Here is a 26,698-nt window from a genome sequence, read left to right on the forward strand (position 1 = left end):
ATATTGGTTTAAATAAACTACCACTAGGGTAGTATTAAACAGCTTTTGCTAAGCGATCGAAGTATTCAAACGCTAATTGTTCTACATGATCATTGATAACAGGTAGTCCAATGGCATCGGTGAAATATCTTAGATAATGAATCTTCGTTTTTAAATCTTCTGGGGAAAATCCAGTAATAGGGGAAAGTACCCAATAATTCACAAGCATCAAGACAACTTGAGCAAGACATTTTGCATCTTGTTTACGAATACTTCCATCAGCCATTCCTTCTTCAAGCATGCCCATAATCGCCAATGGATTCTCAGTTAAGTTATTTTTCATATCCATCATAAAGAACTTAGGATCTTTCCAAATGTTAATGGTGAGTACATCCATATCTGCTTTGCTTTGGTTAGAAAGTTGCAATACAAAGATTTCACGAATTTTTTCTAATCCTGTTAAATCATCTCGTTCTTTAATATTGCCAAACATAGCATGATCGTTATAGTAATGATTTCCTAGAGCTAATAAAATTTCTTCTTTGCTTTTGAAGTGATGATATATAGCACCTTTGGACATACCTAGATCATGTACAATATCTTGAATGGTTGTTTGTTCATATCCTTTTTCTGAAAATAGTCGAAGACTTGTGTCCAGTATTTTCTTAATCGTTTGTTCTGGATATTTATTTCTTGCCATGGCGCCTCCATTACATACATACGTTCGGTATGTATGAAATATAACATAGTAAAATAGCGTTGTAAAGGAAAGAATATAGGAAAGTTGTAAATAATTAACGCGCACCAAAGCTTTTACTACACGGGGATAGAAAAATATGGTACAATGATGCTTGAAAAAAGGAGATTTTATGCTAAAATTATTTACCCCTAACTATTATATACATAACTATCGCGCATTGCGTGTACAATATCTTTTAGATCATGGTATTCAAGTGTTGCTATGCGATATCGACAATACATTAGTACCACACGATGTTGCACAGCCAGATGAGGATGTTTTGAGATTCTTGAAAGCTATTCAAGAGGCAGGTATTCAGGTTATTTTTATAAGTAATAATGTAGAAGAGCGTGTGCATGTATTTGCGAAAGGATTGGATGTATTATGTTATCCATTCGCTATGAAGCCATTACCAAAGACCTACCGAAGAATCATAAAAGATATAAAGGTATCGAAACAACACATCGCGGTACTTGGAGATCAACTGATGACCGATGTGTTAGGTGCTAATATGATGGGGTTACATACGATTTTAACAGCGCAGGCTGTAGAACGAGATTTATCATTTACAAAAGTCAACCGAATTGCGGAAAATATAGTGTTTAAATTATTGAAAGTAACGAAGAAGTTGACGAAGGGAGAATTTGATGAGTAAAATCTGTAAAGGTTGTGGAGTTGTATTACAAAATCATGATGAACAAGCCATTGGGTATACACCTAAGATGGAAGCTGACTATTGTAAACGTTGTTTTCGTATTCGCCATTACGATGATGTTGTAATTTCTATGAAACAAGGAATTGATAGTGATGCAGTACTAACAAAGGTACAAGAAAAAGATGCCTTAATTCTTTGGGTTGTAGACTTATTCGATTTTGAAGCAAATATATTACCAGGCATTAATCGCCATTTGATGGGAAAAGATATTATCATGGTCGCAACGAAGCGAGATTTATTGCCAGTTACGATTGGAAATGAAAAACTATCAAAATTCATTATGGCACGTTTAAAGGATTTAGATATTAAAGTAAAAGGAATTGTAATTTGTGGAGACTTGGTAAAACATGCCACAAAAGAATACAACGATTCCATTGATGAAGTAGAATATGCAATGGAATACTATCGCAATGGACGTGATGTGGTTGTCATGGGAATGGCAAATGCTGGAAAGAGCACCTTGTTAAATGCGATGTGTGATACACAGGATTTAACTACCTCAAGACATCCAGGAACAACCTTGGATTTCAATGAAATAGAGCATCATGACTTTGTGATTTATGATACACCAGGTTTAACTAGAATGGATTCTTTACTCACACACATCGATGACAAGCTATTAAAAACGTTAATTCCTTTAAAACCATTAAAGGCAAGAGGATATCAGTTTTATGAATCCCAAACCTTATCCCTAGGAGGGTTAGTGCGTTTGGATTTGATTGGTTGTGAGCAAGTGAGCTGTGTTGCGTATTTTAGTGATCGATTAAAATTGCACCGTAGTAAAGCAGAAAAAGCAAATCAATTGTGGAGTGAACATTTAGGTGAATTATTATCACCAGCTCTAGATGAGAATTATACAGACATGCGTACTTTTGAATTACATCATGTACGTGATAAGGTTGATGTTGTCATCCATGGTTTGGGATGGTTTTGTATTAGTGGAAATGTAGAAACATGTAAAGTGTTTGTGCCAAAAAATGGCAATGTAACATTTAGAAAGGCTATGATATAAGATGTTAACAGGAAAACAAAAGAGTTATTTGCGCGGAATTGCGCAAACAAGAAATGCATTATTTCAAATGGGTAAGGATGCATTATCAGAAAATTTAGTGAAAACTATTTCTGATTCCTTAGAAGCTCATGAACTAGTAAAGGTTTCTTTATTAAAAACATGTGGTATTAGTGCAAATGAGGCAGCAATCGAAGTAAGTGCTGCAACACATAGTGAAATTGTACAAATTATCGGTAGAACTTTTGTGTTGTATCGTAAGAGTAAAAAGAACAAATTGGAGTTGTAATATGCGAATTGCGGTATTAGGAGGAAGTTTTGATCCGATTCATGTAGGGCATTTACAAATAGCGAAAACAGCGCTAAAAAAGCTTTCTATTGATGAGGTTTGGTTTATGCCTACAAAAGAAACACCTCTAAAAGAAGGACAATGTGCAAGTTTTCAAGATCGAGCAATGATGGTGAAACTTGCTATTCAGCCATACCGTCATATGCGCTTATGTACGCTAGAAAATGAATGGGAAGATCGTTCGTATACAATACGTACGGTAAAAGAACTACAAAGACGATATCCTATGCATACTTTTTGTTGGTTGATTGGAGATGATCAAGGACAACACTTTGATGCATGGAAAGATAGTGAAGAATTGAAGAAAAGAATTCCTTTCTTTGTCTTTTCTAGGATAGAAGAGAAGTACACACTTCCACAAGGGTTAACACGTGTTCCCATGGATTTGGTAAGGGTTTCTAGTACCCAACTACGTGCAGGACATCAACTATATAGAATCCCTAAAAGTGTCTTACGATATATTGGAAAAAAAGGTTTATATATAGAAGATATGATCCAAGATAAAATGAATGAAAAGCGATATGTACACAGTGTTTCAGTCGCAAACTTATGTGTACAATTAGCGAAAGCTCATCAACTAGATACACGCGTTGCGTATCTTATGGGAATTGCACATGATGTTTGTAAACAACTACCACTAGCGCAAGCGAGTATTTGGATGAAAACACATCTTCCACAAAACATGGAAGAAGCAAGTTCCATTTGGCATGGCTATATTGGTGCGGATTATATACGCAAACATTTTTATATGGATGACCGCCGTATTTGTGAAGCAATTTATCATCATGTGAAAGGACGTAATCGTACAGATTACGATCGTATCTTATATATCGCAGATAAGTTAGATCCAAGCCGTGGGTATGATTCCAGTAAACAAATTGAAATAAGTATGAAATGTTTAAAAGAGGGATTTACAGTAGTAAAACAAGAACAACAAACCTATCTGAAAAAAGAAGGAATTATAAAGGAGTAATTATACATGAGTGATTTATTAAATATTGTACAAAAAGCAATCGATGAAAAGAAAGGGGAACATGTCCTTAAATTTGACTTTCGTTCCATCAATCCATTCATCGATGATTCTATTATTTGTAGTGCATCGAATATTCGTCAAGTACACGCAATTGCGCAAAATATCAAAGATCGTGTTCGTGAACATGGATATGATATTCGTTCCATGGAAGGGAACAGTGAATCTCGTTGGGTATTGGTAGATATTGATACAATTATCGTACATGTCTTCTTACAAGAAGAACGTGAACATTTCCAACTAGAGAAGTTATATGCAGATCTTCCTAGTGTGGACTTTACTTTATGATGTATCAAGAGTTAGCCCATTTCTATGATGCTTTAGTAAAAGATGATGAGGCAACTGCAGATTGGTTATCACTTATTAAACGCTATGTAACAAGTGGACGTATACTAGAACTTGCTTGTGGAAGTGGAGAAATCACCATTGCACTAGCAAAAGAAGGATATCAAGTAGATGCCAGTGATTTATCTGCGGATATGATTCAAGTAGCACAAGAAAAAGAGCACAGTGAGTTGGTGAACTGGTCTGTCATGGACATGTGTCACTTTAATGTGGAAAGCCAATACAATGGCATTCTTTGTTTGTGCGATAGTTTTAACTATGTATTAAAAGAGCAACAAGTAGAACAATTGTTTCAAGATGTGTGGGATCATTTACAGGATGAAGGAATCTTTATCATGGATATGCATTCTTTAGATCGTTTGGAAGAATTCGAAGAAGAATATAACGAAGTTGGGCATATGGGAGATTGTGATGTACAGTGGACCATCATGAGTGAAGAAGATCGTATTTATCAAAACTTTGCCTTTTATCATAGTGATGGCACCATGACTTTGGAACAACATATACAAAGAGTATATGATCCAGTGTATATTAAAGAATTGTTAGAGAAACAAGGATTTGATGTGGCAATCTTTACAGATTTCAAACAACCTGGAATTTGTACTGGAGAAAAACAATTCTTCATATGTAGAAAAGAGGTAAGCAAATGATCGCAATCATTGCAGCTATGGATATAGAAGTAGAAGCGATTACTTCTATTATGAGTAATGTAGAACAAATCGAAAAATCTGGAGTTTCATTCTTTAAGGGGACAATACATGAACGTCCACTTCTTGTGATGAAAAGTGGTGTTGGTAAAGTGAATGCAAGTATGTCCACAACTATCCTATTGGAACGCTTCTCTATTGATCGTGTTGTGAACATTGGTACTGCTGGTGGACTTAACCCTACACAAAATATTTTGGACGCTGTTATTAGTGATGATGTTGTACAACATGACTTTGATACAAGTCCAGTAGATGGCAAAGAGGGCATTGGACTACGTTTTACAGCGGATAAAGATGTAGCAGATGTATGTGAACGTTCCCTGCATGCCTTGGGCGTCACTGTTCATCGTGGATTGGTTGCGAGTGGTGATCAATTTATTGCACGCGTAGATCAATTAGATAAATTAGCGGAAAACTTTCCTGAAGCAATATGCGCTGAAATGGAAGCTGGAGCAATTGCGCAAGTATGCGCTCATTATCAAGTCCCATTTGTTGTATTGCGTTCTTTATCGGATATCACCCATAAAGAAAACTCTCATATGGACTTTTGTGAATATGCAAAACAAGCTTCTAAAAGAAGTGCAGATTTCACTCGTGAGTTCATGAAGTTAAGTGCTTTATAAGATACGTTCATACGTGTCTTTTTTTTACGGATTCGTTATATTTATTGTCGTTTTTCTATGTTCAAATTAGGTTGGAATCCATTGTTTAGTGTTTCTGAAGATAATTTCACCATTTCTGATGGTGTTTCTTGCATATCTCTATAAAACCAAAATAATAAATGATTGTAAATACCACCTACATGATACGCTAGTTTATATCTTTCAGTAAGTGATACACTTTCATCTGTGTTTTCATAATTAAAGTATTTATGAAAAACTTCTAATAGTGGATAGGTTAAATTGTTTTTATAAAGTATTAATAGTTCACTTTTATGGGTGTAGAAACAATCAAAAATCGAGGAAAGATACTCCTCTAAAGTAAAGATGTTTTTATTCTGATAAATTTCTTCATATTCTATCATTAATTTTTCGAAAAAATAATGAATTATAGCGACTTTAGATGAAAAATTACGATAGTAAGTAGACCGATTCACACCTGCTCTTTCTGTAATGTGACTTATTGACAACGCATCAAATTTCTTTGTGTTTAATAATTGAAAAAGAGCTTCTACAATATAAGACTTCATCATTTCGGTAGTGGTATCTTTTCTTCTCATGTAAAGCAACACATCTCCCTTCTTTGTTGCAGTTAAGCGCTAGCTTCTTGATATGCATAATTTTATTTGCTAAAATTAAGCAACACTTGTTTCTTTATTATATTTCAAAACATTTATAAAGGTCAAGTTTAATAATGAAATGGAGGAAAAAAGAATGTTTCGTGAATTAAGACGTCAAGACAGGTCATTGAGTACAGAACAATCATTAGAGATTTTGAAAAATCAAAAATTTGGTATTCTTTCTTTATTTGGAGAAGATGGTTATCCATACGGACTACCAATCCATTATGTTATGATAAAAGATTCATTGTTTTTTCATTGTAGCTTAGAGAATGGACATAAGGTGGAAGCAATCAGAAAAAATTCAAAGATCAGTTTTACAGTGGTAGAAACTGAAAATGGAGTAAAGGCTAAAAGCGTCATAATATTTGGAAATGCAACAGAAGTAGTAAATAAACGTCAGTTTATTTTAGAAAAGATAGTTGAAAAATTCGTTCCAGAATTGGCATGGAGAGACGCAAAAACTGGTATTCCGTACGCACTAGAAAGTATATCTACATTCGAAATTAACTATTCACATATCAGTGGTAAATGGATAGATAAACCAGAGGGAAAATAATGTATCTTTTTAACGAACCATTGCAAGAAGGATTGATTCTAAAAAGAAGTAGTCGTTTTACGATGTACGTTTTATTAGATGGGAAACTAATAAAATGTCATTGCCCTACTACTGGTCGAATTGGAGATATTGATACTAAGAATATAGCTTGTCTAATTTCTGTGAGTAAAGACAAGAAAAGAAAATTACCTTATACTGTTGAAGCAATTTCTTGTGATGAAATAGATAAAAATGAAAAAAATTGGATTGGTATAAATCAAATTTTATCAAATAAGCTAGTTGAGCATTTTTTACGTCAGCACGAACTAGATAAGATGATTTCTGAATTTTCGGATATAAGTAGAGAAGTGAAATTGGGGACTTCCAAATTAGATTTTTTCGCAGGATTTACATATATCGAGGTTAAGACTCCACTTACTACGTTACATGTTAAATACGGAAAGCATATAAAGGTTAAAGCGATAACACCATTTTCATCTACGGAAAGGTTTACAAAACATATCAATGAACTTGCTGGCTCGCTTGAAAATCATAAACGAGGCATTTTACTAACGGTTTATCAATATGAAGTTACACAGAAGAAAAAGCATCAAAAAAGCACTCATTATGAAGAAGTAAGATATGCTATGAATGTTGCTAAAAATAAAGGAATAGAAACTTGGGATATACAGTTTCGATTTACGCCAAAGGGTGTCACATTATGCATGTATGAAAATACGACAACAAAAAATCCTGTTAATGGATGAATAATGTAGTTATTATCAAGATTGATTAGTGATTCTTTCATGTGTTTTCTTTCATAAATCTCCAAAAACGACTAAGTTGCAGATGATTGTACTTAGTCGTTTTTATTATCTGTTAAAAAAAGGCAAATAATGATGTGATTTGCTTTTGCATGATAAATAGATCAATCGCATTTTCACTAAGGTTTTGTCTTATTCTGATTAGGCTTTCATAGATGTGGTTAAGAAAATTTTTTTCTTATGGATGATAGTATATCTTTGTTGTTGTAAGCATAATGCAACCCTTCCACACGGTTTAGATTGATGAGGTATTCTTTTTTATGTTTTGGTGGTTTTGCTTTGTGTACTTTTATACAAATATTTGTTTTCTTCTTGACTCTCCTCTTACAGGAGGATTTAACATACTTTTGTAAGGAGGTATTTATCATGGAACAATGTATTGTCGCAAAAGATATTACGAAGGTGTATGGAGGAAGAAAGGTTGTGGATTCTCTTAGTTTTGAAGTACATAAAGGAGAGGTGTTTGGTTTATTAGGTCATAATGGAGCAGGTAAGAGTACAACCATAGATTGTTTGTTAGGACTTACAAAGATGGAAGAAGGAAGTTGTAGCTTGTTGGGGATGGATCCAAGGAAGGAAAGAAAAGTCTTGTTTGAACGCGTTGGTGTACAACTACAGAATTCACACTATCCAAACAATATAAAGGTAAAAGAGGTATGTGAAGAAATGGCATCGTTGTATAAAAACGCTATGAAGTATGAAACTTTATTAGAAAAGTTTCATTTAGCAAGCTTTGAAAATCAAAAAGTAGACGCATTGTCCGGAGGGGAGCGACAACGTTTAGCGGTGGTAGTTGCCTTATTGTCAAATCCAGAAATGATATTCTTAGATGAACTTACGACAGGATTGGATGTGGCCGTAAGAAGGGAAGTATGGCAGGTTTTACACGATTTAAAAGAAAAGGGAATGACCATTTTTTTGACATCCCATTACATGGAAGAAGTGGAGAATTTATGTGATCGTGTACTTATTTTGAGAGATGGTAAAAAAGTGGTGGGGGGAAGTGTACAAGAAATCGTTGAGCATAGTCCATATGAAAATTTGGAAGATGCTTACTTATGGTATACAAAAAAGGAGGAAAACAAATGAAAAGTTTTATGACGATGTTGAAGATTGAGACGAAAGTTGCGCTGCGTTGTCCAGATGGGTTGATTTTTGGTGTAGGGATGCCCATTGGAATCTTATTGTTGATTGCGGTGATTGGTGGAGATTGTTTTGTAGGAAACTCTAAGATTACCTTTATGCAGAGTGCGTTTGCATCTTTATTAACGGTAGGGATATGTGCGACTGCGTTTATGGGATTGCCTCTTACCGTTGCGGATTTACGTGATAAGAAGATACTGAAGCATTTCTTTGTTACACCAGCAAGTCCATTACGCATTTTGCTTGTACAAGTTATTATATGTGTTGTAATTGCGATACTATCCGCAATTCTTGTGAGCCTATGCGCAGTGTTTGGGTTTCAGTATGAAATGCTAGGGAATGTCTTTGTGTTTATAGGTGCGTATATATTGGTCATGTGTTCTATGTTTGCATTGGGGATGATGATTGCTAGTCTTTGTAAGACAGTGAAAATTGCGAATGTAGTAACTACCTTTGTATATTTTCCGATGGTGTTTTTATCTGGAGCTACCATTCCATTTGAACTCTTTCCTAAGGCTTTACAAAACGTTGCTAGTGTATTGCCACTCACACACGGAATTAAGTTGTTAAAAGAAGTGTCGTTAGGGAATCTTGAACAACTGTGGTTATCTGTAGGAATCTTACTTATATTTACAGTTGTGGGTGTTATCCTTTCTGTAGTATCATTTAAATGGGAATAGGTGATTTATGATGGAAAATATAATTTGTAAAAAAGAAGAGTTGAAACTTTATAAAATTGGGATGTTTGCCCAAATGAATCGTGTGAGTATTAAGACACTTCGTTATTATGATGATATTGGGTTACTAAAGGCTGAAAAGGTAGATGAAATAAATGGATATCGGTATTATTCTTCTTCACAGATGCCAATCTTACATAAAATCTTGGCATTGCGTGATATGAATTTTTCTATCGAAGAAATACAACTCGTTTTTCAAGGGAAGTCAGAAGAACAATTGTTGAGTCGTAAGAAACAAGAATTACTAGTAGAATTATCGAATATAACGAAGAAGATTGCGGGTATTGAAAGTTATTTAATGTCGGATTATGTAAAAAGCAATTATCATGTTGTGATGAAATCTTTGCCAAGGGTTAGCATTGCATATATGAAACTTCATTTGAACAGTTATGAAGAATTGTTTTATAAGATGCCGGATATGGGGGCATTGATGGAAAAAGCAGGTTGTGAATGTTTGAATCCAGGCTATTGTTTCACTATATATTTTGATGGAGAATATCGTGAATCGAATATCAATGCACAAATATGTGAAGAAGTTACAAGTGTTAAAGAGAATCAAGGAGAACTGTATTTCGAAGAACTTGAGGAAGTAGAACTAGCAGCTTGTGTACTTCATAAAGGCTCTTATCAAGGTTTGCCTAAAGCATATGCTGCAGTTGTTCGATTTATAGAGGAAAGTGGATATGAGATTTGTGGATATCAAAGGGAATCTTATATCGATGGAGTTTGGAATCAAGAGGATGAAAAAGATTGGCTTACAGAAATACAATTTCCAGTACGTAAGATGAAAACAATGGATGATTTTGAAGGAGCGTAGAAGCCTACGCTTTTTCTTTTGAAGGGATGTAAAAAACATTGCTTTTCTTTGCCAAGGAGTAAAGACAAACGATTAGAAATCATGTATAATAAGAACATTGAGTAGGAGTGATACGATGAAGTTAAATTGGAAGTCCATTGGAATAACAAGCGTATTGATTGTGATTTTATGTGGGGTAATCATTGTGGAAATTTCTTTATTTATCAGTGGTCCTGCTAGAAAATACGAAGGTCAAATTGATGATGAAATGGCACGTATACAAGAAAAATATAAAAATATAAAGAATATGAATCGTCATGTGTTTTATTATACTACATATGTTGGTGAAGATACAAAAACAATCGTATGGTTCAATGTGAAGGGAAAGACGATTGTGAATCGCAAGAAAAATACCCTGAAGATAGAAGAAGCAAAACAAGTTGCGCAAAGTACATATGGAGCAAAAGAAGTTGAGGTAACATTAGGATATGGTTATGATAATCCAGTCTATGTCATTCAAAGTGATGTTGGTAGCATCCTGCTTGATTATGATACCTTAAAAGAAGTATATTATTTAAAAGAGGGTGATGTATAATGGAAAAATGGTGGAAAGAAAAATGGGTCGATCGTAGAAGTTGGATATTGGATCATTTGGAAGAGTTAAGTTTAAATAGTAATGAAGTTATGTGTGTATTATTGATTGATTTTATGAATGAACATAAAATAGCAATACGACATGGAATTCTTGCACAGAAATTAAAAGTTGATGGAGATAGCATTGATGAGATATTGACCCAGTTGAGCGCGAAAGGGTATTTGCAAATTGAATACCAAAACGGACACATTCATTTTGACATTGATGGAATATTTGAGGATGATCGTAAGAAGTCTTCTTCGTTTGACTATTCTTTGTTTGATTTGTTTGAGACTGAATTTGGAAGAACGTTGTCTCAAATTGAAGTACAACGTTTAGCTGATTGGTTGAATGCATATGATCAAAAGATGATTGGGTATGCTCTTCGTGAAGCATTGACATATGATCATAAAAGTTTTGATTATATCGAAAGAATTCTGGTGGAATGGAAGAAGAAGAATCTAACCGCTGAGGATTATGAAGAAGGTAAACGATGATGACAACTGATGAGATACTGGATATCCTTGAGGAAATGTACCCAAATGCTCATTGCGAATTGTTGCATAGAAATCCATTTGAATTGTTAGTGGCTGTGGTCCTATCTGCACAAACCACAGATGAAGCAGTAAATAAAGTGACGCCTGGTTTGTTTGAACGCTTTCCTACACCACAGGCAATGTCGGAAGCGAATCTTTCAGATATTGAAAATTGTATACGTAGGATTGGGTTGTATCGTAACAAAGCAAAGTCGATTCAAAATTTAAGTATATCGTTATTGGAACATTTCAATGGGGAAGTTCCTAGTAAGCATAAGGAATTAACATCTTTAGCAGGAGTAGGGCCAAAAACAGCAAATGTTGTACAGAGTGTATGTTTTGATATACCTGCGATTGCAGTGGATACACATGTAGACCGCATTTCTAAGCGTTTAGGGCTTGCAAAGGTATCGGATAGTGTAGAAGTTGTAGAGGTTAAGTTGAAGCGTAAGATAAAGCGTGAGAGGTGGAATAGAGCACATCATCTATTTATCTTCTTTGGAAGGTACTTTTGTACTGCAAAAAATCCAAATTGTTCACAATGTCCATTTGTTTCTTTTTGTAAAAAGAATGCATTGGATAGTTATAAAAATAGCAAGAAAAAAGCCGAGTCTAGATAGACTTGGCTTTTTGTTAGAATGCGTTCATTGCATTTTTCAAAGCAGCTGCTTGTGCATTTACATCTGCTTGTGTTGCGTTCGCATTGTTCAGCGTTGCTGTTGCTGCATCAATGGCGGCTTTAAGTGGAGCGTAATTTGGATTATCTGGAGTGATGGAATTAAGTTTTGCCGTTGCTGTTGCAATGGTGTTGCTTAAATCGGTTTTATCAACAACAGGTGCTGGCGTCACCAAAGCGTTAATTGCATTTTGAATTTCCGCAATTTTTGCATCGAGTTCTGCTTGTGTTACTTTCTCTTTGTTAAGGGTTCCTTTTGCATTGTCTACGACACTCTTTAAATGGTTATAACTTTCAGGTGTATAAAGACTAGCATTTAAACTAGCGGCATGATTGATAGCATCAATCAAGGTGTTTTTGTTAACATTTGGTACAAGTGCATCGTATGCACCTTGTAATTCACTCATTGCATTCTTTATGTCTTCGTCATCTGCAAGATCTTTATCAAGTAATTTTTTTACCTTTTCAAGGATTGATTTTAATTTTGCATAACTATCAGCAGTGTATCCATCAGCAGCAAGATCTTTGACCTTATCATATAATGCTTGTAAACCATCCATTGCAGATTTGGAATTTTGAATTGTCATAGGGTTATTTTTTGCTGCATCACGTAGCCATTCATCTTTGATCATACCGCCACCATAACTACTGATTCCTCCAGGGTTTGTAATAAACTGAGGATTTTTACTAATTTTATCTAACATGTATTTGTTAATCCAACCAGGAATATTTTTGAAGAGTAAATCTGTGCTTGGATAATAACCAAGTTCTTGGTATTGTGAATCATATCCTGTCCATGTGGCAATAACATACTCACTTGTATAATTGATCATCCACTCATCCTTCATGGCTGTTTCTGGTATTCCATATTGTAAACCATCACTTGCCCAGTCACTTGTACCTGTTTTTCCATATACAGGGTAAGCTCCAAAGCCTAAACGTCCCATTAAGTTCCAACCTTTATGTTCTCCATTGACCGCTTTATATAATAAATCACTCATCATATAGGCTGCTTGTGGAGATAATGGTTGTGTTTGTTTTTTCTCGAAATCAATAGCTGGTGTTTTTCCATCTTTGAATTCAATGCGTGTTACTAAACGGGGTTCATTGTAAGTACCACCATTGGCAAGTGCAGCATATGCCGCTGCCATCTGTTGTGGTGAGGTAGAAATAGAACCACCTAGAGAATAACGAAGGTTAAAGGCTTCCACATCTCTTTCTTCAAACCCAAGTTTTCTTAAATAATCTTGCATATGTTCGATCCCATTCATATCAATGGAAGCTTTTAATGTTTGTACTGCCGATGTATTTAAAGATTGTGCAATCGTACGTTCCATAGATACTTTACCATAGAATTGTTGATCAGAGTTTCGTACAGGGGTACCATCTAAATCCATAGGTTTATCATTAAAGACACGAGAAGTACAAAATCCAGTGTAATCAAGCGCGTATGCATAATCAATCAATGGTTTGATGCTAGAACCAGGCAGACGTTCTACAAGGTTACTACGATTACGATAGAATTCTTCAACATAGTCGCTTCTTCCAGGACAGAATGCTTCTATTCCACCTGTTTTAGCATTTATGACAGAAAACCCTATTTGCAAGTAGTCATCATATAAATCTACAACTTTTCCATCTGCAATTTCATTTGCGGCTAGTTGAGCTTCTCTATTCAAGTTGGTATACACTATCATTGGAGTTGTTGCAGGGTCATATTTTTTGCCAGTATATTGATAAACCTCTTGGGCTGCTGCATCCATATACTTCTTGAATGGATCTTCAGTTCCATTATCTTTTCCAACAACCTGTAAAGCTAATTTTGTCGATTTTGCTAAATCATGTTCTTCTTGTGTAATGAACCCATGACGCAACATCATAGCAAGAGTTTCGTCGCGGCGTTGTGCTGCAGCTGCATAGTAGTTTACTTTCGTTTTTGCGTCATATCCATTGTACGGATTGTATGTATTTGGAGCATTGATACAACCTGCCAAATAAGCAGCTTCAGATAAATTTAATTCTTCTACGCTTTTACCAAAGAAGTATTGCGCACCTTTTTCAATTCCTCGAGCTTGATCACCGAAGTTGATTCGATTCAAATAACTTTCCATGATCCAAGTTTTTGAAGTTTGTGATTCTAAACGCATACTCATATATATTTCTTGTAGTTTACGTTCTACTTTTTCAACAGAATTAAAGTGTTCTCCATTTTCTCGCATCTTATCCTCTTCTTTTTTCATAAAGAAGTTGTCGATTGCTTGCATGGTAAGAGTGGATCCACCTTGTGCAAAGCTTCCTGTTTTAAGGTTTGTAAGTGCTGAGGACATAAAGCGGGGAAGGTCAAATCCATTATGGGAAAAGAACCGTGAATCTTCGATTGCTAAAAATGCATCTACCACGACACCAGGTATTTGTTCATAGGAGACATTCTCTCTACTTTCCAAACCAAGTTCGCCGTATTCTTCTTTGTTTTGGTCAAGAAAACTAGAAGGTTCATCGTTTGACATTTGGCCAACTAAATCGCTCGCATTGGTTGTGGCAATGATATATCCAATTAAAGATATTCCACCCACTCCAACTAATAAAGCAAAAGCAAGAAAGACGATGACAACACGATCTAATATACTACGTTTTGTCTTTGCTTTTTTTCCTTTTTTTGTTGTTTTCTTTTCTTTTTTATCACCAGTCTTCTCTCTGGTTATTTTCTCTTTTAAATTCATCTTTCTTCCTCCTTGAAATACAGGTCATCCACATTATCCAAATAACGAAGCCTTGGCGACAAACCCTGCTGTATCAATAATCCAACCTCTTTCACATGAGTATATGAAATCGATTTTTTATTCCCATTTTCATACAATGTGATTAGAATATTAGCATCCACTAAATACGTTTCATCGTATGTTATAAAGCGAATGATAAAGAACCCTATACCTTTATGCTTAAGAACACGTTTTAAATGTGTTATCTGATGGGGATGAATGCTTTTGAAGGGAAAGGATGTTTTTGATTTCGTTTCCTTTGCTTCAAAATCGATTGCTCGTCCACGATATATTCCATTATAATCGGTAGTAGAAGGAACTTTATAATAGGCTTCCGTAATTTTAGCGGCATTTCGTGCTGGATAATCCACGGTTACTACTTGTATTGGAGTAGGCTTTTTGTGGATGAGAGCACGCTCTGTTTCCATATAAAACGTATTACTACTATTAAGGTCATGTTCTAAAGACATACCTCTTCCAGCGTATTCATTTGTATTGGATACGGTGTTTGCAATTACTGTTTTTCTGTTAGGATATCCTATCACATTTATCACCATGTATTATTATATACAATTTTTGCAATGATTTCCACTTTTCTGACAAAAATGCAAAAAGAGAAGCAGACCTTGCGGGCTGCTTCTCTTTATGGAGTCGGGGTTACTGGAGGAGTTGTTGGAGTTTCTGTACCAGGATTCTCGCTGTCTCCACCTGTATTTCCACCATTATTGTTGATTGGATTTTTAACACAATCATCGACGGCTGTATTGATTGCTACAATGGCAGCATCAATTTCTGCTTGTGTAGATTTATCATTAGAACTTACTGTGATTCCAGCGCTAATAGCAGCTTCTAAAGCTTTTACTTTATCAGCGTTATATTTTGTATAATCGATATACGTTTGTGAAGTGTTAATCAGTTCTTTTAGTTTAGTGAAGTCTACATCAGCTTCTTTTTTGACTAATGCGTTGATTGCATTTTGTAAAGCAGAAAGGGCTTTGCTTACTTCTTCTTGTGTAGCATCTTCATTATCTAAGACTTTCTTAGCTTCTTTAATTGCATCCTGTAATGCTTGGTAGCTTTCTTCTGTATAATCGTTTTTGTTCATCTTGTTTGCGGAATCAATCAATTCTTTTAACGGATCCGTATCGATATTGGTATTAATTTCAGTTTTAGGATTAATCTTTGCTGCATCTTTTAGATATTCCGTTTTGATATACCCGCCACCATACTCACTAACACCACTTGGTTTCGCTATTTTCTTGACGTTATCGGTTGTTGCTGTATCCAATAATTTCTTGTTGATATAACCGTTCACATTATTGAAGAGATAATCATTGATCTTTGTATTTGCACCTGCAATGGCATTGTCAAATCCTGTCCATGTCGCAACCGTATATTCACTTGTATAGTTGACCATCCATTCATCTTTCATCAGACCTTGATATTCCGCAATCGCATAATCGGAATCATAGTTTGTTGTTCCTGTCTTTCCATAGACTGGATAAGCACCAAATCCAAGGGATCCCATTAGGTTTTCACCCTTATATTTTCCGTTTACAGATTTATAAAGAAGATCGGAAATCATAAACGCTGCGGCTTCAGAAACCACTTGTTTCTTTTCTGCTTTTGTTTCTATTGTTGTACCAGTATCTTTTAGTACCACCTTACGTACCATATGGGGTTCGATATAATATCCACCATTTCCAAGTGCTGCATAAGCTGCCGCAAGTTGAGTAGGGGAGAACTGTAATGTAGAACCACCAATACCATATAGAATATTAAATGCTTCTGCAGTTGTATCACTCAAACCTAAATCTTTTAAATAAGAAATCATAGAGGAATCACCTTTTTCCTCAATGTAGGCTTGCATTGTTTGTAAAGCGATGGTATTCAAAGACATTGCTATGGCTTTTTCAAGGCTAACATCTCCGTTGAACTGACCACTTGCATTTCCAATACTTAAATTGCTATCTACTTTGAATTTTTCTTTATCAGACATTACACGGGATGTACACCAACCCAAATCGTCAAATGCTTTCACATAATCTAAAATTGGTTTTGATGTAGAACCGATTTGGAATGCGTCATTGAAGCGATTTTTGAAATCAGAAGCACTTGTTTCAGTGTCGCTTCTACCTCCGATAACTGCAACAATTTCTCCATTGGAATTATTTAGTAACGTGGTTCCCATTTGATAATATTTATTATCTGGTAAATTGCTGCCTTCTCCTGCAGATAAAGCATTTGCACTATCTTGTATAGTTACATCAATGGATGTATAAATTGCCATAGGAGTAGTGGCAGGGTCTTTCTTTGTTGTACGTGACACTTCTTGTTGTATTTCATATAATGCATTTTTATATTTATCATTTCCGGTTGTAGTCGAACCATCTTTCATTTGAAAGGCGAGTTCTGTACTTTTCGCAAGAGCACACTCGCTACTCGTTATAAATCCATGATATTCCATCATATCTAGTGTTTTATTACGACGATTGATAGCACGTGTGTAATAATCTCCACCATTGTATGGGTTGAAGTAATTTGGCGCGTTGATGACACCTGCAAGGAATGCACTTTCCGATAGATTTAACTGGGATACATCCTTATTAAAATAATATTGCGCACCTTTTTGAATACCACGAGAACTAGATCCAAAGTTAATCTCATTCAAATACTTCGTTAGAATTTCTTCTTTTGTCCAATCTGTTTCCAGTTTCATAGACAAATAAATCTCTTGGATTTTTTGTTCCACTTTTTCAATTGGGTTTAATTCTTTTGTATCACTTAAGGTTCCACTTTTATCTTCTACTTTTGCATTTTGTGTGTTATCAATCAATTGCATCGTTAAAGTAGAACCACCTTGAGCAAAACTACCAGAACGTAAATTTGTCAAAGCAGAGGATATGAAACGAGGTAAGTCAAATCCATTGTGTTTGTAATAACGAGAATCTTCAATGGATAAAAATGCATCAATAACGGATTGCGGTATTTGATTGTAGGTGACATTTTCTCTACTCACTCCACCAAATTCTCCGATTTTAGTAACGCCATCACTTGCATAAACGGGAGATGGTTCTTCATTTTTAATTTTGGCACTTGGATCATCAAATATTACCTTACCAACAATGGTAGATAACATGAAGAATCCAGATACACCAAATAATAATATACCTGCTATCATAACGATTAGAATACGATGAAATATATTCTTTTTAGGTTTTCTTTTTGGATTTGCTGCATTCATTTTCTTGTTTGCCATAATTTCCTCCTTATACTTTATTATACGTTTTTGAGAATCTATTTTTTCTCTTGTTAATCATAATCTAGTTTAAAGAATTTTACAAACGATTTCCATAAGATTAAGAAAATCGTTTGAATTTCACATATTCTATTCATTATCTTCTTGCAATTTGTTCGAAATTTTGAGAAACTAATAGATATGGAAGGTGATTGCATGGAGAAAAAATTTAAACTGAGCGTTGAAGATGTATTAAACAAACAGTTTAATATTGATTTTAAGGGATATTCTTCTTCAGAAGTAGATGAATTCTTAGATTTGGTAATATCGGATTATCAAGAGTATGAAGAAATGATTCGCGGTCTTGGTGAACGTTTGCAGGAATATGAACGTCATAATGCTGCATTGAAAGCCAAACTTGCTGAAGTTGAAGGAAAAGTTGAAGTAAATGGAGAAATGAGTGCTCAACAAGGAAACTTAGATATCTTGAAACGTCTTTCACGCTTAGAGAGCGAAGTATTCCGTAAATAATTTATAACATTACAGGCAGTCGCTGATTCTTAGGAATTAGAGGAAAGTCCATGCTCGCACGATCTGTGATGATCGTAGTGTTTGTGCTGAATGAAAAAATAAGTTCAGGCAGTGAAAACTGACGGCTGAAGAAAACCTAAGGTTTTAGGACTATGGTGAACTTCTTTAAAAGTGCCACAGAGACGAGCTTTATGAGAAATCATAAAGGTGGAACGGGTAAACCCCACAAGCGAGAAACCCAAATTTGGTAGGGGAATTCACTGATGCGAAACGAAGCAAAAGTGGAACGTCTTAGACGTAGATAAATGACTGTCACTCATTTTGAGTACAGAACATGGCTTATGTAATGTGATATAAAAAGTATGAGCGCAACATTGTTGCCCTCATACTTGTTTTTTTATTAATCATAGTTTTAATCGATAGATACGTTACCTTTGATTTTAGCACCTTTGATGATTTCAAAATCAGCTGCTAAAATATCACCATTGATTTCTCCAGTACTTTCTAAAACAACGGTACCAGATACATTGATATTGCCAATGATTTTACCTGCACAACGTAAAGAAGCAGCATGAACAAAACCATTTACAATACAACCTTGTGCAACTTCAACACTTCCTTGGCTAGTAATGTTACCATCCATCGTAGCGCTGTTTAACACTGCATTGGCACATTCCATATCACCTTGTAGTTTTCCGTTCAAAACAACTTTCTGTGTACAAGAAACCTGACCACATAGTTCACCTTCAAGTATCAAGTTATCTTCACTTATAATATTTCCTTCAATTTTAGTACCTTTTGTTAGCTTGCTAGTAGCAACTACTTTCACAGGTTCTTCATGTAATATAGCGACATCTTCTGTTTCTTCATCCTTCAATAATCCATCGATATCAAGGGAAGAACTCATGTTACCTCGTAAAGAATCGTTCATTATCTCATTCAATATTTCATTGTGTTGAGAATATTCTTCCACTATATAATCTTCGTTTGATGTTTCTATAGCATCATCTTCTACAAATGTACTTGAATCTTCATTAACTTTCTTTAAAAAGTTTTCTTTTTGCTTTTCATACCATTTCATTTTTCTCGTCCTCCCGATTAATATACTTAATTTTTAACATGATTTTATACAAAAAAAATACAATAAGCATGAACGGGACTTAAAACGGCATCAACGAAAATAAAACAAATTAAATTGTATGATATTATAAGAATTAATCAGGAGGGTGCAAGTATGATTCGAATAGCGTTATGTGATGATAATCTACAAGAATTAGATTCGTTAATGGCTTTGGTTGAAGAATATAAAAGCGAATGTAGCGAAGAAATATTTTGTAGACAATTTATAAGCTCTACAGAGTTATTGGATACACTAAAAAAAGAGGATTTTAATATAGTTTTTCTTGATATTTTGATGCCAGATATAGATGGTATTAAAATTGGTAAAGAAATCCGAACATTTGATCACAATATTAAAATTATTTATTTAACAACATCTCCTGAATTTGCTTTGGATAGTTATAGTGTAAATGCATTTTATTATATGCTTAAGCCAATCAAGAAAAAGCAGATGGCTTTGTTATTGGATCAAATCATTTTCACTTGTCATCAGCAAGATGAAAATAGTATAGTGATTCGTTATAAAGGAAATGTCACTTCTATTTCATTCTTTCAATTGGAAGGAATAGAGGCGGTTGGGAAGAAGGTTTGTCTTTATTTAAATGATGGTTCTGCACTGGAAGTGCTTGGACCATTAGCAAAATATGAAAAAATATTATTACGTCATAAAAAGTTTGTAAGAACTCATCGTTCCTTTATTGTGAACATGGATAAAGTAAAAATGATTGAAAACAGAATTATTATTACGAAGGCGAATCATCGTATTTGTATTTCGAAGGGGTTGTACAACACGTTTAAAGCACAATATATGAATTATCTCTTTGAGAAACGAGATTTCATTGTATGATTCTAGATGTTTTACTTCATTTTAGTATTATCACGATAGGAATTGCATTCTTAATAGTTATGTTACGAGTTGGTATTTCATCTGAAATGCCTTTACGGAAATATTTGGGAGTAGGCACTTTGGTCGCTATCTATCTGATGGTCCTTATTTTTGAAGTGCTTTTTGGAGATGAATTATATCGTAAATCTTATCCATTAACGGTACAACTTCCGTTGTTGATAGCATTTGTTTTATTATGTTCTTATCAAGTGAAAAAGGTTCTTTTTGCATTTGTGACTACACTTACCATGATGGGGTTTCCAGTTTTAATTATACGCAATTTATCTGTATATATGGAAGTGCCTGGGGTTTTACGTATCATCATCGTCTTGTTTTTGGGAGGTGTGTTAACGTATTGCACTAATCGATGGCTTGTAGAAGATGTACATTTTGTATTTGAAAATCATGATCGGATGTGGTGGCTTTATACTATCATTCCAGTAGTGTTTTGGATTGCAACATATACACAACAACAATATGTGTTGGATGTAAATTATACTTTGCAATTTCGTTATGTAAATATCGTTTTATGGCTTGTTGTTCAATTGAGTTATCTTCTAGTGTTTGCATTGTTTCGTACGCTTCATAATTTGCATAAAGAAGAAAGTAAGTTGCGAGAACTGGCCGTTCAACAGGAAAGTGTACAACAAGGTATCAAACAAATGTATTATGCAAATGAACAATCCAAAATTTTTCGTCATGATATGCGTCATCATTTTTTAGCGTTGAATGGGTACTTAAATGAAAATAAAGTAGAACAAGCTAAAATTTATATCACCAATATGATGAATGATATACATGATATTACTCCTACATATTATTGTGATTGTGAAATGTTAAATTTGGTGTTATCTTCCTTTGTTTCAGTAGCACAAAACAAAGGCATTACATTATCAATTAAGGCATTTATTGGAGAACTTGTACAAATGGAAGATAATGAATTGTGTGTGTTGATATCCAATGCTTTGGAGAATGCAATTCACGCGGTTGAAAAAATAGAAAATTCAGAAGACAAAATCATTTATGTACATATTTTAAATGAAGATGGAAATTTGAAAATAGAAGTGAACAATCCATTTATTGGTAAGGTAACGTTCAAAAACAGTTTGCCTGTGCGTAGTGAAAATGGGTATGGTTTTGGAGTGGTAAGCATTGTTTCTGTGGTAAATAAACATCACGGACTTTATGAGTTTTTTACAAGTAAAAATAGATTCTATTTGAAAATCGTTATTTAAAGATTGAAAATAAAAAAATCGATAGGTGTAAAGTGATTATGTAATTTACATAATTGCTTTTGCTTGTTATAATATAAATCATGGACTGACTATTGCCTTGTGCAATATATGACATATAGAAGAGGTGCTCTATGGAAAATATCGGAAAACGTTTAAAAGAAAAACGACTAGAGCTGGGGTTGACGGTAGAGGATGTAAGTTCTAAAACTCGTCTTACTCAGAAGCATATCAAAGCGCTGGAAGAGGGAAATCTTAAGTTTTTTCATGATGATCTTTCGTATTTGCGCTTTTTTGTAAAATCCTATTGCGAAGCAGTTGATATTGATTTCGAAGATATCAAAGACGAGTTGCGTGAAAGTGTAAATGATTATACGCAAACAATTTCTTTGTCTACACAACATGACCATGAAGAGATTGAAAAGAGCATCGCAAATTCTGAAAAATTAAGTAAAGTGCAAAGTGACGATGCTAAGAAAGCACATGTCCGGAAACATGCACACCCTCATATCAACGCGAAGAAAATCAAAAAGGTGGATTTTTCACTTGTATCTTTGGTTGCGGTAGTATCCGTAGTTGCAATTGTTATCATATTTGGTTTTGTGATGTATTTCAAATCTGTTGGAAGTACGGACACAAATAAAACGGATAAACAACCGATTGCAAATGAACAAAATAAAAATGGAGATAATAAGTACCCTACATCGGATGAAGAAGACAAGAAAAAAGACAATACTGAAGAAACAAAGGAAATGAGTGTAACAAAAAATGATGTAACGCACTATACCATTGATAATACGAAAGATGGAGATGATTTGAAATTTGAAGTTTACTTTGGTGGAAGCAACTCCGGTTTCAGTATGACTGTGGATGGTGTTGTGTTAAGTGATCCAGCAGCTAGAGTTTACAACTATCAAACAACAGCTACTGGAAATATAAAGGCAAAAAAAGGATCTAAGGTGCAAATATATATCGGTTGGGTATATGATACATCTATCAAAATCAACGGAAAGAATGTAAAAGTTGATGATACCATTGTTCGTAGTGGACAACAAGCAACGTTAGAGTTCACAATAACAGGTGAAGAATAATGAATCTTCCCAATAAACTATCCATGTTCCGTATTTTCTTAGTACCAATCATTGCCTGCATTGCTTTGTTTTATGAAGGACAAGCAATTACAATTTCGATGAATAATATAAGCGCAAATCTATCAACAGGGTCACTGTTGGTACTTGTGCTTTTTGCGGTTGCGTCTTTTACAGATTTTTTAGATGGTAATATCGCTAGAAAACGAGGCCTAGTTACTTCGTTTGGAAAGTTCATCGATCCGATTGCAGATAAATTATTAGTGAATACGATGTTTATTTTATTTGCTGTACAAGGTGTTATCCCTGTGTTTATTGCATTGGTGATGATTTGGAGAGATATGATGGTAGATGGCATGCGTATGAATGCGAGTGCATCTGGGAAAGTAGTAGCGGCAGGAATGCTTGGTAAAATAAAAACTGTATTGCAGATGTTTGCAATTATTGTATTACTTTTACAGAATATGCCGTTCGTATTCTTTCATATCCCTATGGATTCTATCTTGTTGTGGGGGGCACTTATTGTCTCATTAGCAAGTGGTATTCAGTATTTTTGGCAATTAAAAGATATTCTGATGGAGAGTATGTAATGGAAGAGTTGGTAGCACTGCTTACATCAAAAAAATTAACTATATCCAGTTGTGAGAGTTTGACAGCTGGTTTATTTGCATCTTCTATTGCCTCTGTTAGTGGTGCATCTGCTGTGCTTTATGGTGGTCTTATAACCTATCAAAATGAAATTAAAATCAATGTTGCCAATGTCGATGTATCCATTATTGAAGAATATGGTGTAATCAGTAAAGAGTGTGCGATTGAAATGGCAAAGTGTACGAAGAAGATTATGAAAAGTGATCTTTGTGTTTCCTTTACGGGGAATGCAGGACCTGCTACAATGGAAGGGAAAGTGGCTGGCTTAGTGTATTGCGCCATTGCTGGACCTTGTGGTATACAATCTTATGAATTTCATTTCCAAATGCAAAGAAATGAAGTTCGCGAACAAGTTGTGTGCGAAATGAGTAAAAATGTTATACAATATATACAATCAATGCATTAGAAAAAAAGGAGATTACAATGGAAAAAAATACAAATGAAAAAGCAATAAAAGAAAGAGAAGCACTGCTTGATGAAGCCATTAAGAAAATAGAAAAACAATATGGAAAAGGATCTATTATGAAATTAGGGGATCGTGGTGCAGTGGATATTGACGCCATTCCTTCTGGTTCCATTAAAGTAGATGAGGCACTTGGAATTGGTGGATATCCAAAAGGAAGAATCATTGAAATCTATGGTCCTGAATCATCAGGTAAGACAACATTAGCATTACACGCAATAGCGGAAGTTCAAAAACGTGGCGGGCGTGCTGCATTTATAGATGCGGAAAATGCAATTGATCCTAACTATGCTAGAAACCTTGGAGTAGATATCGATGAATTGATTTTATCACAACCTGATAGTGGAGAACAAGCACTTGAAATCACAGAAATGTTGATTAAGAGTGGAGCCATCGATTTGGTTGTAGTAGACTCTGTAGCGGCCCTTGTTCCACAAGCGGAACTGGATGGCGAAATGGGAGATTCTCAAGTTGGTTTACAAGCTCGTTTAATGTCAAAAGCGATGCGTAAATTGAGCGGAGTTATGAACCGCAGTGAATGTACGGCTATTTTTATTAATCAGTTACGCGAAAAAGTAGGTATCATGTTCGGGAATCCCGAAACGACACCAGGAGGTAGAGCGTTAAAGTTCTATTCTTCTGTGCGATTGGACATCCGTCGTAGCGAAGCTATTAAAAATGGTACGGACATCATTGGGAATAAAGTAAATGTAAAAGTAGTAAAAAACAAAGTGGCACCTCCATTTAAAACGGCAGCAATTGAAATTATGTATGGAGAAGGTATTTCTTATGCTGCAGAATTATTGGATATGTGCGTAGATTATGATATTGTGATGAAGAGTGGAGCTTGGTTCTCTTATAATGGAGAAAAAATTGGGCAAGGAAAAGAAGCAGCAAAAAACACAATCAAAGAAAATCCAGCACTAATGCAAGAATTAGCTACAAAATTGAAAGACAAGACATCTCCTAAGGTAATTGAGGAAGAGTAAGCAACTCTTCCTTTCTTTTTTTGTGGAAACACTTTCAAAAGATAACGAAATTTATGAAAAGTAGTTATTTTTGTTGTGAAAAATGTGAAATTTATGTACAATATACTGTAGAGAGAAAAAAACTCTCAAGAAAGACGAATGGAGGAATCTATGTATGAATAATACATTAGTCATCTTTTTGTCTGTATTGACAGGTCTTGCCTTTGGAATCATCATTATGATGGTAATTTCCAGAGCAGGTTTAAATAAAAATCAGCAAAAAGGCTCTTTAATGCTAAAAGAAGCAGAATCAAAAGCCGATTCTGTTGTAAAGCAGGCAGTATTAGATGGTCGTACGCAAGCTCATGAATTGAAACTTGCGGCAGAAAAAGAAATAAAAGAGCGTAAACAGGAAATTACCGATCAGGAAAATAAACTTTTACGACGTGAAGACAATTTGAATTTCCGTGATGAAACACTTACAAGCAAGGAAAAACAGATCGATTTAAAAAATGCACAATTAGCTGATAAAATGGCAATGCTAGATGAAAAAGATAGGGTATTACAGGCGAAGATAGATGTGCAAGTTGAAGAACTTGAACGTATCGCTGCAATGTCTACCAGTGAAGCAAAGGCGGAATTATTTGCAATCACTGAAAAAAGAATGGAAAAAGAGATCGTTTCTTATATTAAGGAACGTGAAGAAGAAGCAAAATCAACAGCAGATGAAGTGGCGAAGAACATCGTTGCTTTAAGTATCCAACGTATCTCTTCGGATGAAGCGGTGGATCGTACAGTATCTGTTGTATCCCTTCCTAGTGAAGAGATGAAGGGTAGAATCATTGGACGTGAAGGTCGTAATATCAAAGCAATCGAACAGGCAACTGGTGTCGATTTGATCATTGATGATACACCAGAAACAATCACCGTCTCTTGTTTTGATCCGATTCGTCGTGAAACAGCTAGACTGGCTTTAGAACAGCTGATAAAAGATGGACGTATTCAACCAGGACGTATTGAAGAAGTAGTAAATAAAATCAAAGCTGAAATGGAAACTAATATTATGAAGACAGGGGAAGACACTGTATTCAAATTAGGTATTGGTAAAATTGATCGTGAAATCATTCGTTTGATTGGACGTTTGAAGTATCGTTATTCATATGGACAAAATGCACTTCAACATAGTATGGAAGTTGCGCATTTAACAGGAATGATGGCAGCGGAGCTTGGATTGAACCAACAACTTGCAAAACGTGCAGGATTGTTACATGATATTGGAAAAGCATTAGATTTTGAAGTTGAAGGAAGTCATATTGAGCTTGGATATAAATTCTGTAAGAAACATGGGGAAAGAGATGTTGTGTTAAACGCAATTCAATCTCACCATGGAGAAGTAGAACCAGAATTCTTAATTTCTAACTTGGTCATTGCGGCTGATACAATCAGTGCTGCTCGTCCAGGGGCACGTTATGAGGCACTTCAAAACTATATCAATCGTTTAGAAGAATTAGAGAAGATTACAAAATCATTTGATGGTGTTGATTCTGCTTATGCAATTCAGGCAGGACGTGAAGTTCGCGTTATGGCAATTCCAGAAAAATTAGATGATGTTTCTTGTCATAAGTTAGCACGTGATATCAAAGATAAAATTGAAGCTGAATTAACATATCCAGGTCAAATTAAAGTAACGGTTATCCGAGAAACCAGAGCTTGTGAATTAGCGAAGTAAT

Annotated in this window: 29 protein-coding genes and 1 other RNA gene; 24 read left to right on the forward strand and 6 right to left on the reverse strand. The window is 34.9% G+C overall.

What is annotated here, in order from left to right:
- Positions 1–34 precede the first annotated feature (34 nt).
- Complete coding sequence (locus ACWG0P_RS11245) at positions 35–679, reverse strand: TetR/AcrR family transcriptional regulator (RefSeq protein WP_455801797.1); 645 nt, start codon at positions 677–679, stop codon at positions 35–37.
- Positions 680–848: 169 nt separating this feature from the next.
- On the opposite strand from ACWG0P_RS11245, the gene ACWG0P_RS11250 reads away from it, so the two are divergent.
- From ACWG0P_RS11250 to ACWG0P_RS11280, 7 genes are read left to right on the forward strand one after another with little or no spacing between them, the layout of a single operon-like run.
- Complete coding sequence (locus tag ACWG0P_RS11250; RefSeq protein WP_455801798.1) at positions 849–1,373, forward strand: YqeG family HAD IIIA-type phosphatase; 525 nt, start codon at positions 849–851, stop codon at positions 1,371–1,373.
- Complete coding sequence (gene yqeH / locus ACWG0P_RS11255; protein WP_455791089.1) at positions 1,366–2,445, forward strand: ribosome biogenesis GTPase YqeH; 1,080 nt, start codon at positions 1,366–1,368, stop codon at positions 2,443–2,445. The genes ACWG0P_RS11250 and yqeH overlap by 8 nt, the downstream gene beginning before the upstream one ends.
- Position 2,446: 1 nt before the next feature.
- On the forward strand, positions 2,447–2,731 hold the full coding sequence (locus tag ACWG0P_RS11260; RefSeq protein ID WP_455791091.1) for a YhbY family RNA-binding protein: 285 nt from the start codon (positions 2,447–2,449) through the stop codon (positions 2,729–2,731).
- Between the two features lies 1 nt (position 2,732).
- Complete coding sequence (nadD, locus tag ACWG0P_RS11265; protein WP_455801799.1) at positions 2,733–3,764, forward strand: nicotinate (nicotinamide) nucleotide adenylyltransferase; 1,032 nt, start codon at positions 2,733–2,735, stop codon at positions 3,762–3,764.
- 6 nt (positions 3,765–3,770) lie between these two features.
- Positions 3,771–4,109: a ribosome silencing factor gene (rsfS, locus tag ACWG0P_RS11270; protein ID WP_455791094.1), complete on the forward strand. Its 339-nt coding sequence runs from the start codon at positions 3,771–3,773 to the stop codon at positions 4,107–4,109.
- The gene (locus ACWG0P_RS11275) at positions 4,106–4,816 is read left to right on the forward strand and encodes a class I SAM-dependent DNA methyltransferase (RefSeq protein WP_455801800.1); all 711 of its coding nucleotides are present in this window, start codon (positions 4,106–4,108) and stop codon (positions 4,814–4,816) included. The genes rsfS and ACWG0P_RS11275 overlap by 4 nt, the downstream gene beginning before the upstream one ends.
- Positions 4,813–5,496: a 5'-methylthioadenosine/adenosylhomocysteine nucleosidase gene (locus ACWG0P_RS11280; RefSeq protein ID WP_455801801.1), complete on the forward strand. Its 684-nt coding sequence runs from the start codon at positions 4,813–4,815 to the stop codon at positions 5,494–5,496. Before ACWG0P_RS11275 ends, ACWG0P_RS11280 begins: the two co-directional genes overlap by 4 nt.
- A 41-nt stretch (positions 5,497–5,537) precedes the next feature.
- Here the strand turns inward: ACWG0P_RS11280 and ACWG0P_RS11285 are convergent, their stop codons facing one another.
- The gene (locus tag ACWG0P_RS11285; protein ID WP_455801802.1) at positions 5,538–6,092 is read right to left on the reverse strand and encodes a TetR/AcrR family transcriptional regulator; all 555 of its coding nucleotides are present in this window, start codon (positions 6,090–6,092) and stop codon (positions 5,538–5,540) included.
- A 154-nt stretch (positions 6,093–6,246) separates the two neighbouring features.
- On the opposite strand from ACWG0P_RS11285, the gene ACWG0P_RS11290 reads away from it, so the two are divergent.
- The 8 genes from ACWG0P_RS11290 to nth all read left to right on the forward strand — a co-directional run bounded on the left by ACWG0P_RS11290 (position 6,247) and on the right by nth (position 11,980).
- Positions 6,247–6,711, forward strand: coding sequence for a pyridoxamine 5'-phosphate oxidase family protein (locus tag ACWG0P_RS11290; protein WP_455801803.1), 465 nt, complete (start codon positions 6,247–6,249; stop codon positions 6,709–6,711).
- Positions 6,711–7,457, forward strand: a complete 747-nt coding sequence (locus tag ACWG0P_RS11295; protein ID WP_455801804.1) for a DNA/RNA nuclease SfsA — start codon at positions 6,711–6,713, stop codon at positions 7,455–7,457. The genes ACWG0P_RS11290 and ACWG0P_RS11295 overlap by 1 nt, the downstream gene beginning before the upstream one ends.
- A gap of 423 nt (positions 7,458–7,880) precedes the next feature.
- The gene (locus ACWG0P_RS11300; RefSeq protein WP_455801805.1) at positions 7,881–8,603 is read left to right on the forward strand and encodes an ABC transporter ATP-binding protein; all 723 of its coding nucleotides are present in this window, start codon (positions 7,881–7,883) and stop codon (positions 8,601–8,603) included.
- Positions 8,600–9,337, forward strand: a complete 738-nt coding sequence (locus ACWG0P_RS11305; RefSeq protein ID WP_455801806.1) for an ABC transporter permease — start codon at positions 8,600–8,602, stop codon at positions 9,335–9,337. Before ACWG0P_RS11300 ends, ACWG0P_RS11305 begins: the two co-directional genes overlap by 4 nt.
- Positions 9,338–9,347: 10 nt before the next feature.
- On the forward strand, positions 9,348–10,211 hold the full coding sequence (locus ACWG0P_RS11310; protein WP_455801807.1) for a MerR family transcriptional regulator: 864 nt from the start codon (positions 9,348–9,350) through the stop codon (positions 10,209–10,211).
- A gap of 115 nt (positions 10,212–10,326) precedes the next feature.
- Positions 10,327–10,785 carry a hypothetical protein gene (locus ACWG0P_RS11315; protein WP_455801808.1) on the forward strand — a complete coding sequence of 153 codons (459 nt, stop codon included), beginning with the start codon at positions 10,327–10,329 and terminating at the stop codon, positions 10,783–10,785.
- Positions 10,785–11,321 carry a DnaD domain-containing protein gene (locus ACWG0P_RS11320; protein ID WP_455801809.1) on the forward strand — a complete coding sequence of 179 codons (537 nt, stop codon included), beginning with the start codon at positions 10,785–10,787 and terminating at the stop codon, positions 11,319–11,321. The genes ACWG0P_RS11315 and ACWG0P_RS11320 overlap by 1 nt, the downstream gene beginning before the upstream one ends.
- Positions 11,321–11,980, forward strand: coding sequence for an endonuclease III (nth, locus tag ACWG0P_RS11325; RefSeq protein WP_455801834.1), 660 nt, complete (start codon positions 11,321–11,323; stop codon positions 11,978–11,980). The genes ACWG0P_RS11320 and nth overlap by 1 nt, the downstream gene beginning before the upstream one ends.
- 13 nt (positions 11,981–11,993) lie before the next feature.
- Here the strand turns inward: nth and ACWG0P_RS11330 are convergent, their stop codons facing one another.
- The 3 genes from ACWG0P_RS11330 to ACWG0P_RS11340 form a co-directional block, all read right to left on the reverse strand.
- Positions 11,994–14,756 carry a transglycosylase domain-containing protein gene (locus ACWG0P_RS11330; protein ID WP_455801810.1) on the reverse strand — a complete coding sequence of 921 codons (2,763 nt, stop codon included), beginning with the start codon at positions 14,754–14,756 and terminating at the stop codon, positions 11,994–11,996.
- A complete protein-coding gene (gene recU, locus ACWG0P_RS11335; protein ID WP_455801811.1) occupies positions 14,753–15,352 on the reverse strand; it encodes a Holliday junction resolvase RecU in 600 nt (199 codons plus the stop codon). Before recU ends, ACWG0P_RS11330 begins: the two co-directional genes overlap by 4 nt.
- Positions 15,353–15,438: 86 nt before the next feature.
- On the reverse strand, positions 15,439–18,054 hold the full coding sequence (locus tag ACWG0P_RS11340) for a transglycosylase domain-containing protein (protein ID WP_455801812.1): 2,616 nt from the start codon (positions 18,052–18,054) through the stop codon (positions 15,439–15,441).
- A 195-nt stretch (positions 18,055–18,249) separates the two neighbouring features.
- On the opposite strand from ACWG0P_RS11340, the gene ACWG0P_RS11345 reads away from it, so the two are divergent.
- Both ACWG0P_RS11345 and rnpB read left to right on the forward strand, forming a co-directional pair.
- A complete protein-coding gene (locus ACWG0P_RS11345) occupies positions 18,250–18,564 on the forward strand; it encodes a DivIVA domain-containing protein (protein ID WP_455801813.1) in 315 nt (104 codons plus the stop codon).
- Positions 18,565–18,571: 7 nt separating this feature from the next.
- Positions 18,572–18,910: RNase P RNA component class B (gene rnpB / locus ACWG0P_RS11350), an RNA gene on the forward strand.
- Positions 18,911–18,976: 66 nt separating this feature from the next.
- Here rnpB and ACWG0P_RS11355 read toward each other — a convergent pair.
- Positions 18,977–19,645, reverse strand: a complete 669-nt coding sequence (locus ACWG0P_RS11355; protein ID WP_455801814.1) for a bactofilin family protein — start codon at positions 19,643–19,645, stop codon at positions 18,977–18,979.
- Positions 19,646–19,798: 153 nt separating this feature from the next.
- Here ACWG0P_RS11355 and ACWG0P_RS11360 point away from each other — a divergent pair, with 153 nt between their 5' ends.
- The 7 genes from ACWG0P_RS11360 to rny all read left to right on the forward strand — a co-directional run bounded on the left by ACWG0P_RS11360 (position 19,799) and on the right by rny (position 26,697).
- Positions 19,799–20,530, forward strand: a complete 732-nt coding sequence (locus ACWG0P_RS11360; protein ID WP_455801815.1) for a LytR/AlgR family response regulator transcription factor — start codon at positions 19,799–19,801, stop codon at positions 20,528–20,530.
- Positions 20,527–21,804 (forward strand): ATP-binding protein, encoded by a 1,278-nt coding sequence (locus ACWG0P_RS11365; protein ID WP_455801816.1) that lies wholly within the window; start codon positions 20,527–20,529, stop codon positions 21,802–21,804. Before ACWG0P_RS11360 ends, ACWG0P_RS11365 begins: the two co-directional genes overlap by 4 nt.
- A gap of 131 nt (positions 21,805–21,935) precedes the next feature.
- Positions 21,936–22,892: a helix-turn-helix domain-containing protein gene (locus tag ACWG0P_RS11370; protein WP_455801817.1), complete on the forward strand. Its 957-nt coding sequence runs from the start codon at positions 21,936–21,938 to the stop codon at positions 22,890–22,892.
- Positions 22,892–23,479 carry a CDP-diacylglycerol--glycerol-3-phosphate 3-phosphatidyltransferase gene (pgsA, locus tag ACWG0P_RS11375; RefSeq protein ID WP_455801818.1) on the forward strand — a complete coding sequence of 196 codons (588 nt, stop codon included), beginning with the start codon at positions 22,892–22,894 and terminating at the stop codon, positions 23,477–23,479. Before ACWG0P_RS11370 ends, pgsA begins: the two co-directional genes overlap by 1 nt.
- Complete coding sequence (locus tag ACWG0P_RS11380) at positions 23,479–23,943, forward strand: CinA family protein (RefSeq protein ID WP_455801819.1); 465 nt, start codon at positions 23,479–23,481, stop codon at positions 23,941–23,943. The genes pgsA and ACWG0P_RS11380 overlap by 1 nt, the downstream gene beginning before the upstream one ends.
- 17 nt (positions 23,944–23,960) lie before the next feature.
- A complete protein-coding gene (gene recA / locus ACWG0P_RS11385) occupies positions 23,961–24,989 on the forward strand; it encodes a recombinase RecA (protein ID WP_455801820.1) in 1,029 nt (342 codons plus the stop codon).
- A gap of 154 nt (positions 24,990–25,143) precedes the next feature.
- The gene (gene rny, locus ACWG0P_RS11390; RefSeq protein ID WP_455791872.1) at positions 25,144–26,697 is read left to right on the forward strand and encodes a ribonuclease Y; all 1,554 of its coding nucleotides are present in this window, start codon (positions 25,144–25,146) and stop codon (positions 26,695–26,697) included.
- The last annotated feature ends 1 nt before the right edge of the window (position 26,698 follow it).

The sequence above is a fragment of the Amedibacillus sp. YH-ame6 genome, assembly GCF_053848845.1.

Excerpts from the sequence above, each read along its gene's own strand:
- ACWG0P_RS11380 (WP_455801819.1), top strand. The coding sequence starts at position 23,479 with ATGGAAGAGTTGGTAGCACTGCTTACATCAAAAAAATTAACTATATCC.
- ACWG0P_RS11275 (WP_455801800.1), top strand. The coding sequence starts at position 4,106 with ATGATGTATCAAGAGTTAGCCCATTTCTATGATGCTTTAGTAAAAGAT.
- pgsA (WP_455801818.1), top strand. The coding sequence starts at position 22,892 with ATGAATCTTCCCAATAAACTATCCATGTTCCGTATTTTCTTAGTACCA.
- ACWG0P_RS11290 (WP_455801803.1), top strand. The coding sequence starts at position 6,247 with ATGTTTCGTGAATTAAGACGTCAAGACAGGTCATTGAGTACAGAACAA.
- nadD (WP_455801799.1), top strand. The coding sequence starts at position 2,733 with ATGCGAATTGCGGTATTAGGAGGAAGTTTTGATCCGATTCATGTAGGG.
- ACWG0P_RS11340 (WP_455801812.1), bottom strand. The coding sequence starts at position 18,054 with ATGGCAAACAAGAAAATGAATGCAGCAAATCCAAAAAGAAAACCTAAA.
- ACWG0P_RS11260 (WP_455791091.1), top strand. The coding sequence starts at position 2,447 with ATGTTAACAGGAAAACAAAAGAGTTATTTGCGCGGAATTGCGCAAACA.
- recA (WP_455801820.1), top strand. The coding sequence starts at position 23,961 with ATGGAAAAAAATACAAATGAAAAAGCAATAAAAGAAAGAGAAGCACTG.
- rsfS (WP_455791094.1), top strand. The coding sequence starts at position 3,771 with ATGAGTGATTTATTAAATATTGTACAAAAAGCAATCGATGAAAAGAAA.
- ACWG0P_RS11345 (WP_455801813.1), top strand. The coding sequence starts at position 18,250 with ATGGAGAAAAAATTTAAACTGAGCGTTGAAGATGTATTAAACAAACAG.
- ACWG0P_RS11245 (WP_455801797.1), bottom strand. The coding sequence starts at position 679 with ATGGCAAGAAATAAATATCCAGAACAAACGATTAAGAAAATACTGGAC.
- rny (WP_455791872.1), top strand. The coding sequence starts at position 25,144 with ATGAATAATACATTAGTCATCTTTTTGTCTGTATTGACAGGTCTTGCC.
- ACWG0P_RS11295 (WP_455801804.1), top strand. The coding sequence starts at position 6,711 with ATGTATCTTTTTAACGAACCATTGCAAGAAGGATTGATTCTAAAAAGA.
- ACWG0P_RS11320 (WP_455801809.1), top strand. The coding sequence starts at position 10,785 with ATGGAAAAATGGTGGAAAGAAAAATGGGTCGATCGTAGAAGTTGGATA.
- ACWG0P_RS11330 (WP_455801810.1), bottom strand. The coding sequence starts at position 14,756 with ATGAATTTAAAAGAGAAAATAACCAGAGAGAAGACTGGTGATAAAAAA.
- ACWG0P_RS11280 (WP_455801801.1), top strand. The coding sequence starts at position 4,813 with ATGATCGCAATCATTGCAGCTATGGATATAGAAGTAGAAGCGATTACT.
- recU (WP_455801811.1), bottom strand. The coding sequence starts at position 15,352 with ATGGTGATAAATGTGATAGGATATCCTAACAGAAAAACAGTAATTGCA.
- ACWG0P_RS11310 (WP_455801807.1), top strand. The coding sequence starts at position 9,348 with ATGGAAAATATAATTTGTAAAAAAGAAGAGTTGAAACTTTATAAAATT.
- ACWG0P_RS11285 (WP_455801802.1), bottom strand. The coding sequence starts at position 6,092 with ATGAGAAGAAAAGATACCACTACCGAAATGATGAAGTCTTATATTGTA.
- ACWG0P_RS11370 (WP_455801817.1), top strand. The coding sequence starts at position 21,936 with ATGGAAAATATCGGAAAACGTTTAAAAGAAAAACGACTAGAGCTGGGG.
- yqeH (WP_455791089.1), top strand. The coding sequence starts at position 1,366 with ATGAGTAAAATCTGTAAAGGTTGTGGAGTTGTATTACAAAATCATGAT.
- ACWG0P_RS11355 (WP_455801814.1), bottom strand. The coding sequence starts at position 19,645 with ATGAAATGGTATGAAAAGCAAAAAGAAAACTTTTTAAAGAAAGTTAAT.
- ACWG0P_RS11305 (WP_455801806.1), top strand. The coding sequence starts at position 8,600 with ATGAAAAGTTTTATGACGATGTTGAAGATTGAGACGAAAGTTGCGCTG.
- ACWG0P_RS11360 (WP_455801815.1), top strand. The coding sequence starts at position 19,799 with ATGATTCGAATAGCGTTATGTGATGATAATCTACAAGAATTAGATTCG.
- ACWG0P_RS11300 (WP_455801805.1), top strand. The coding sequence starts at position 7,881 with ATGGAACAATGTATTGTCGCAAAAGATATTACGAAGGTGTATGGAGGA.
- ACWG0P_RS11315 (WP_455801808.1), top strand. The coding sequence starts at position 10,327 with ATGAAGTTAAATTGGAAGTCCATTGGAATAACAAGCGTATTGATTGTG.
- nth (WP_455801834.1), top strand. The coding sequence starts at position 11,321 with ATGACAACTGATGAGATACTGGATATCCTTGAGGAAATGTACCCAAAT.
- ACWG0P_RS11365 (WP_455801816.1), top strand. The coding sequence starts at position 20,527 with ATGATTCTAGATGTTTTACTTCATTTTAGTATTATCACGATAGGAATT.
- ACWG0P_RS11250 (WP_455801798.1), top strand. The coding sequence starts at position 849 with ATGCTAAAATTATTTACCCCTAACTATTATATACATAACTATCGCGCA.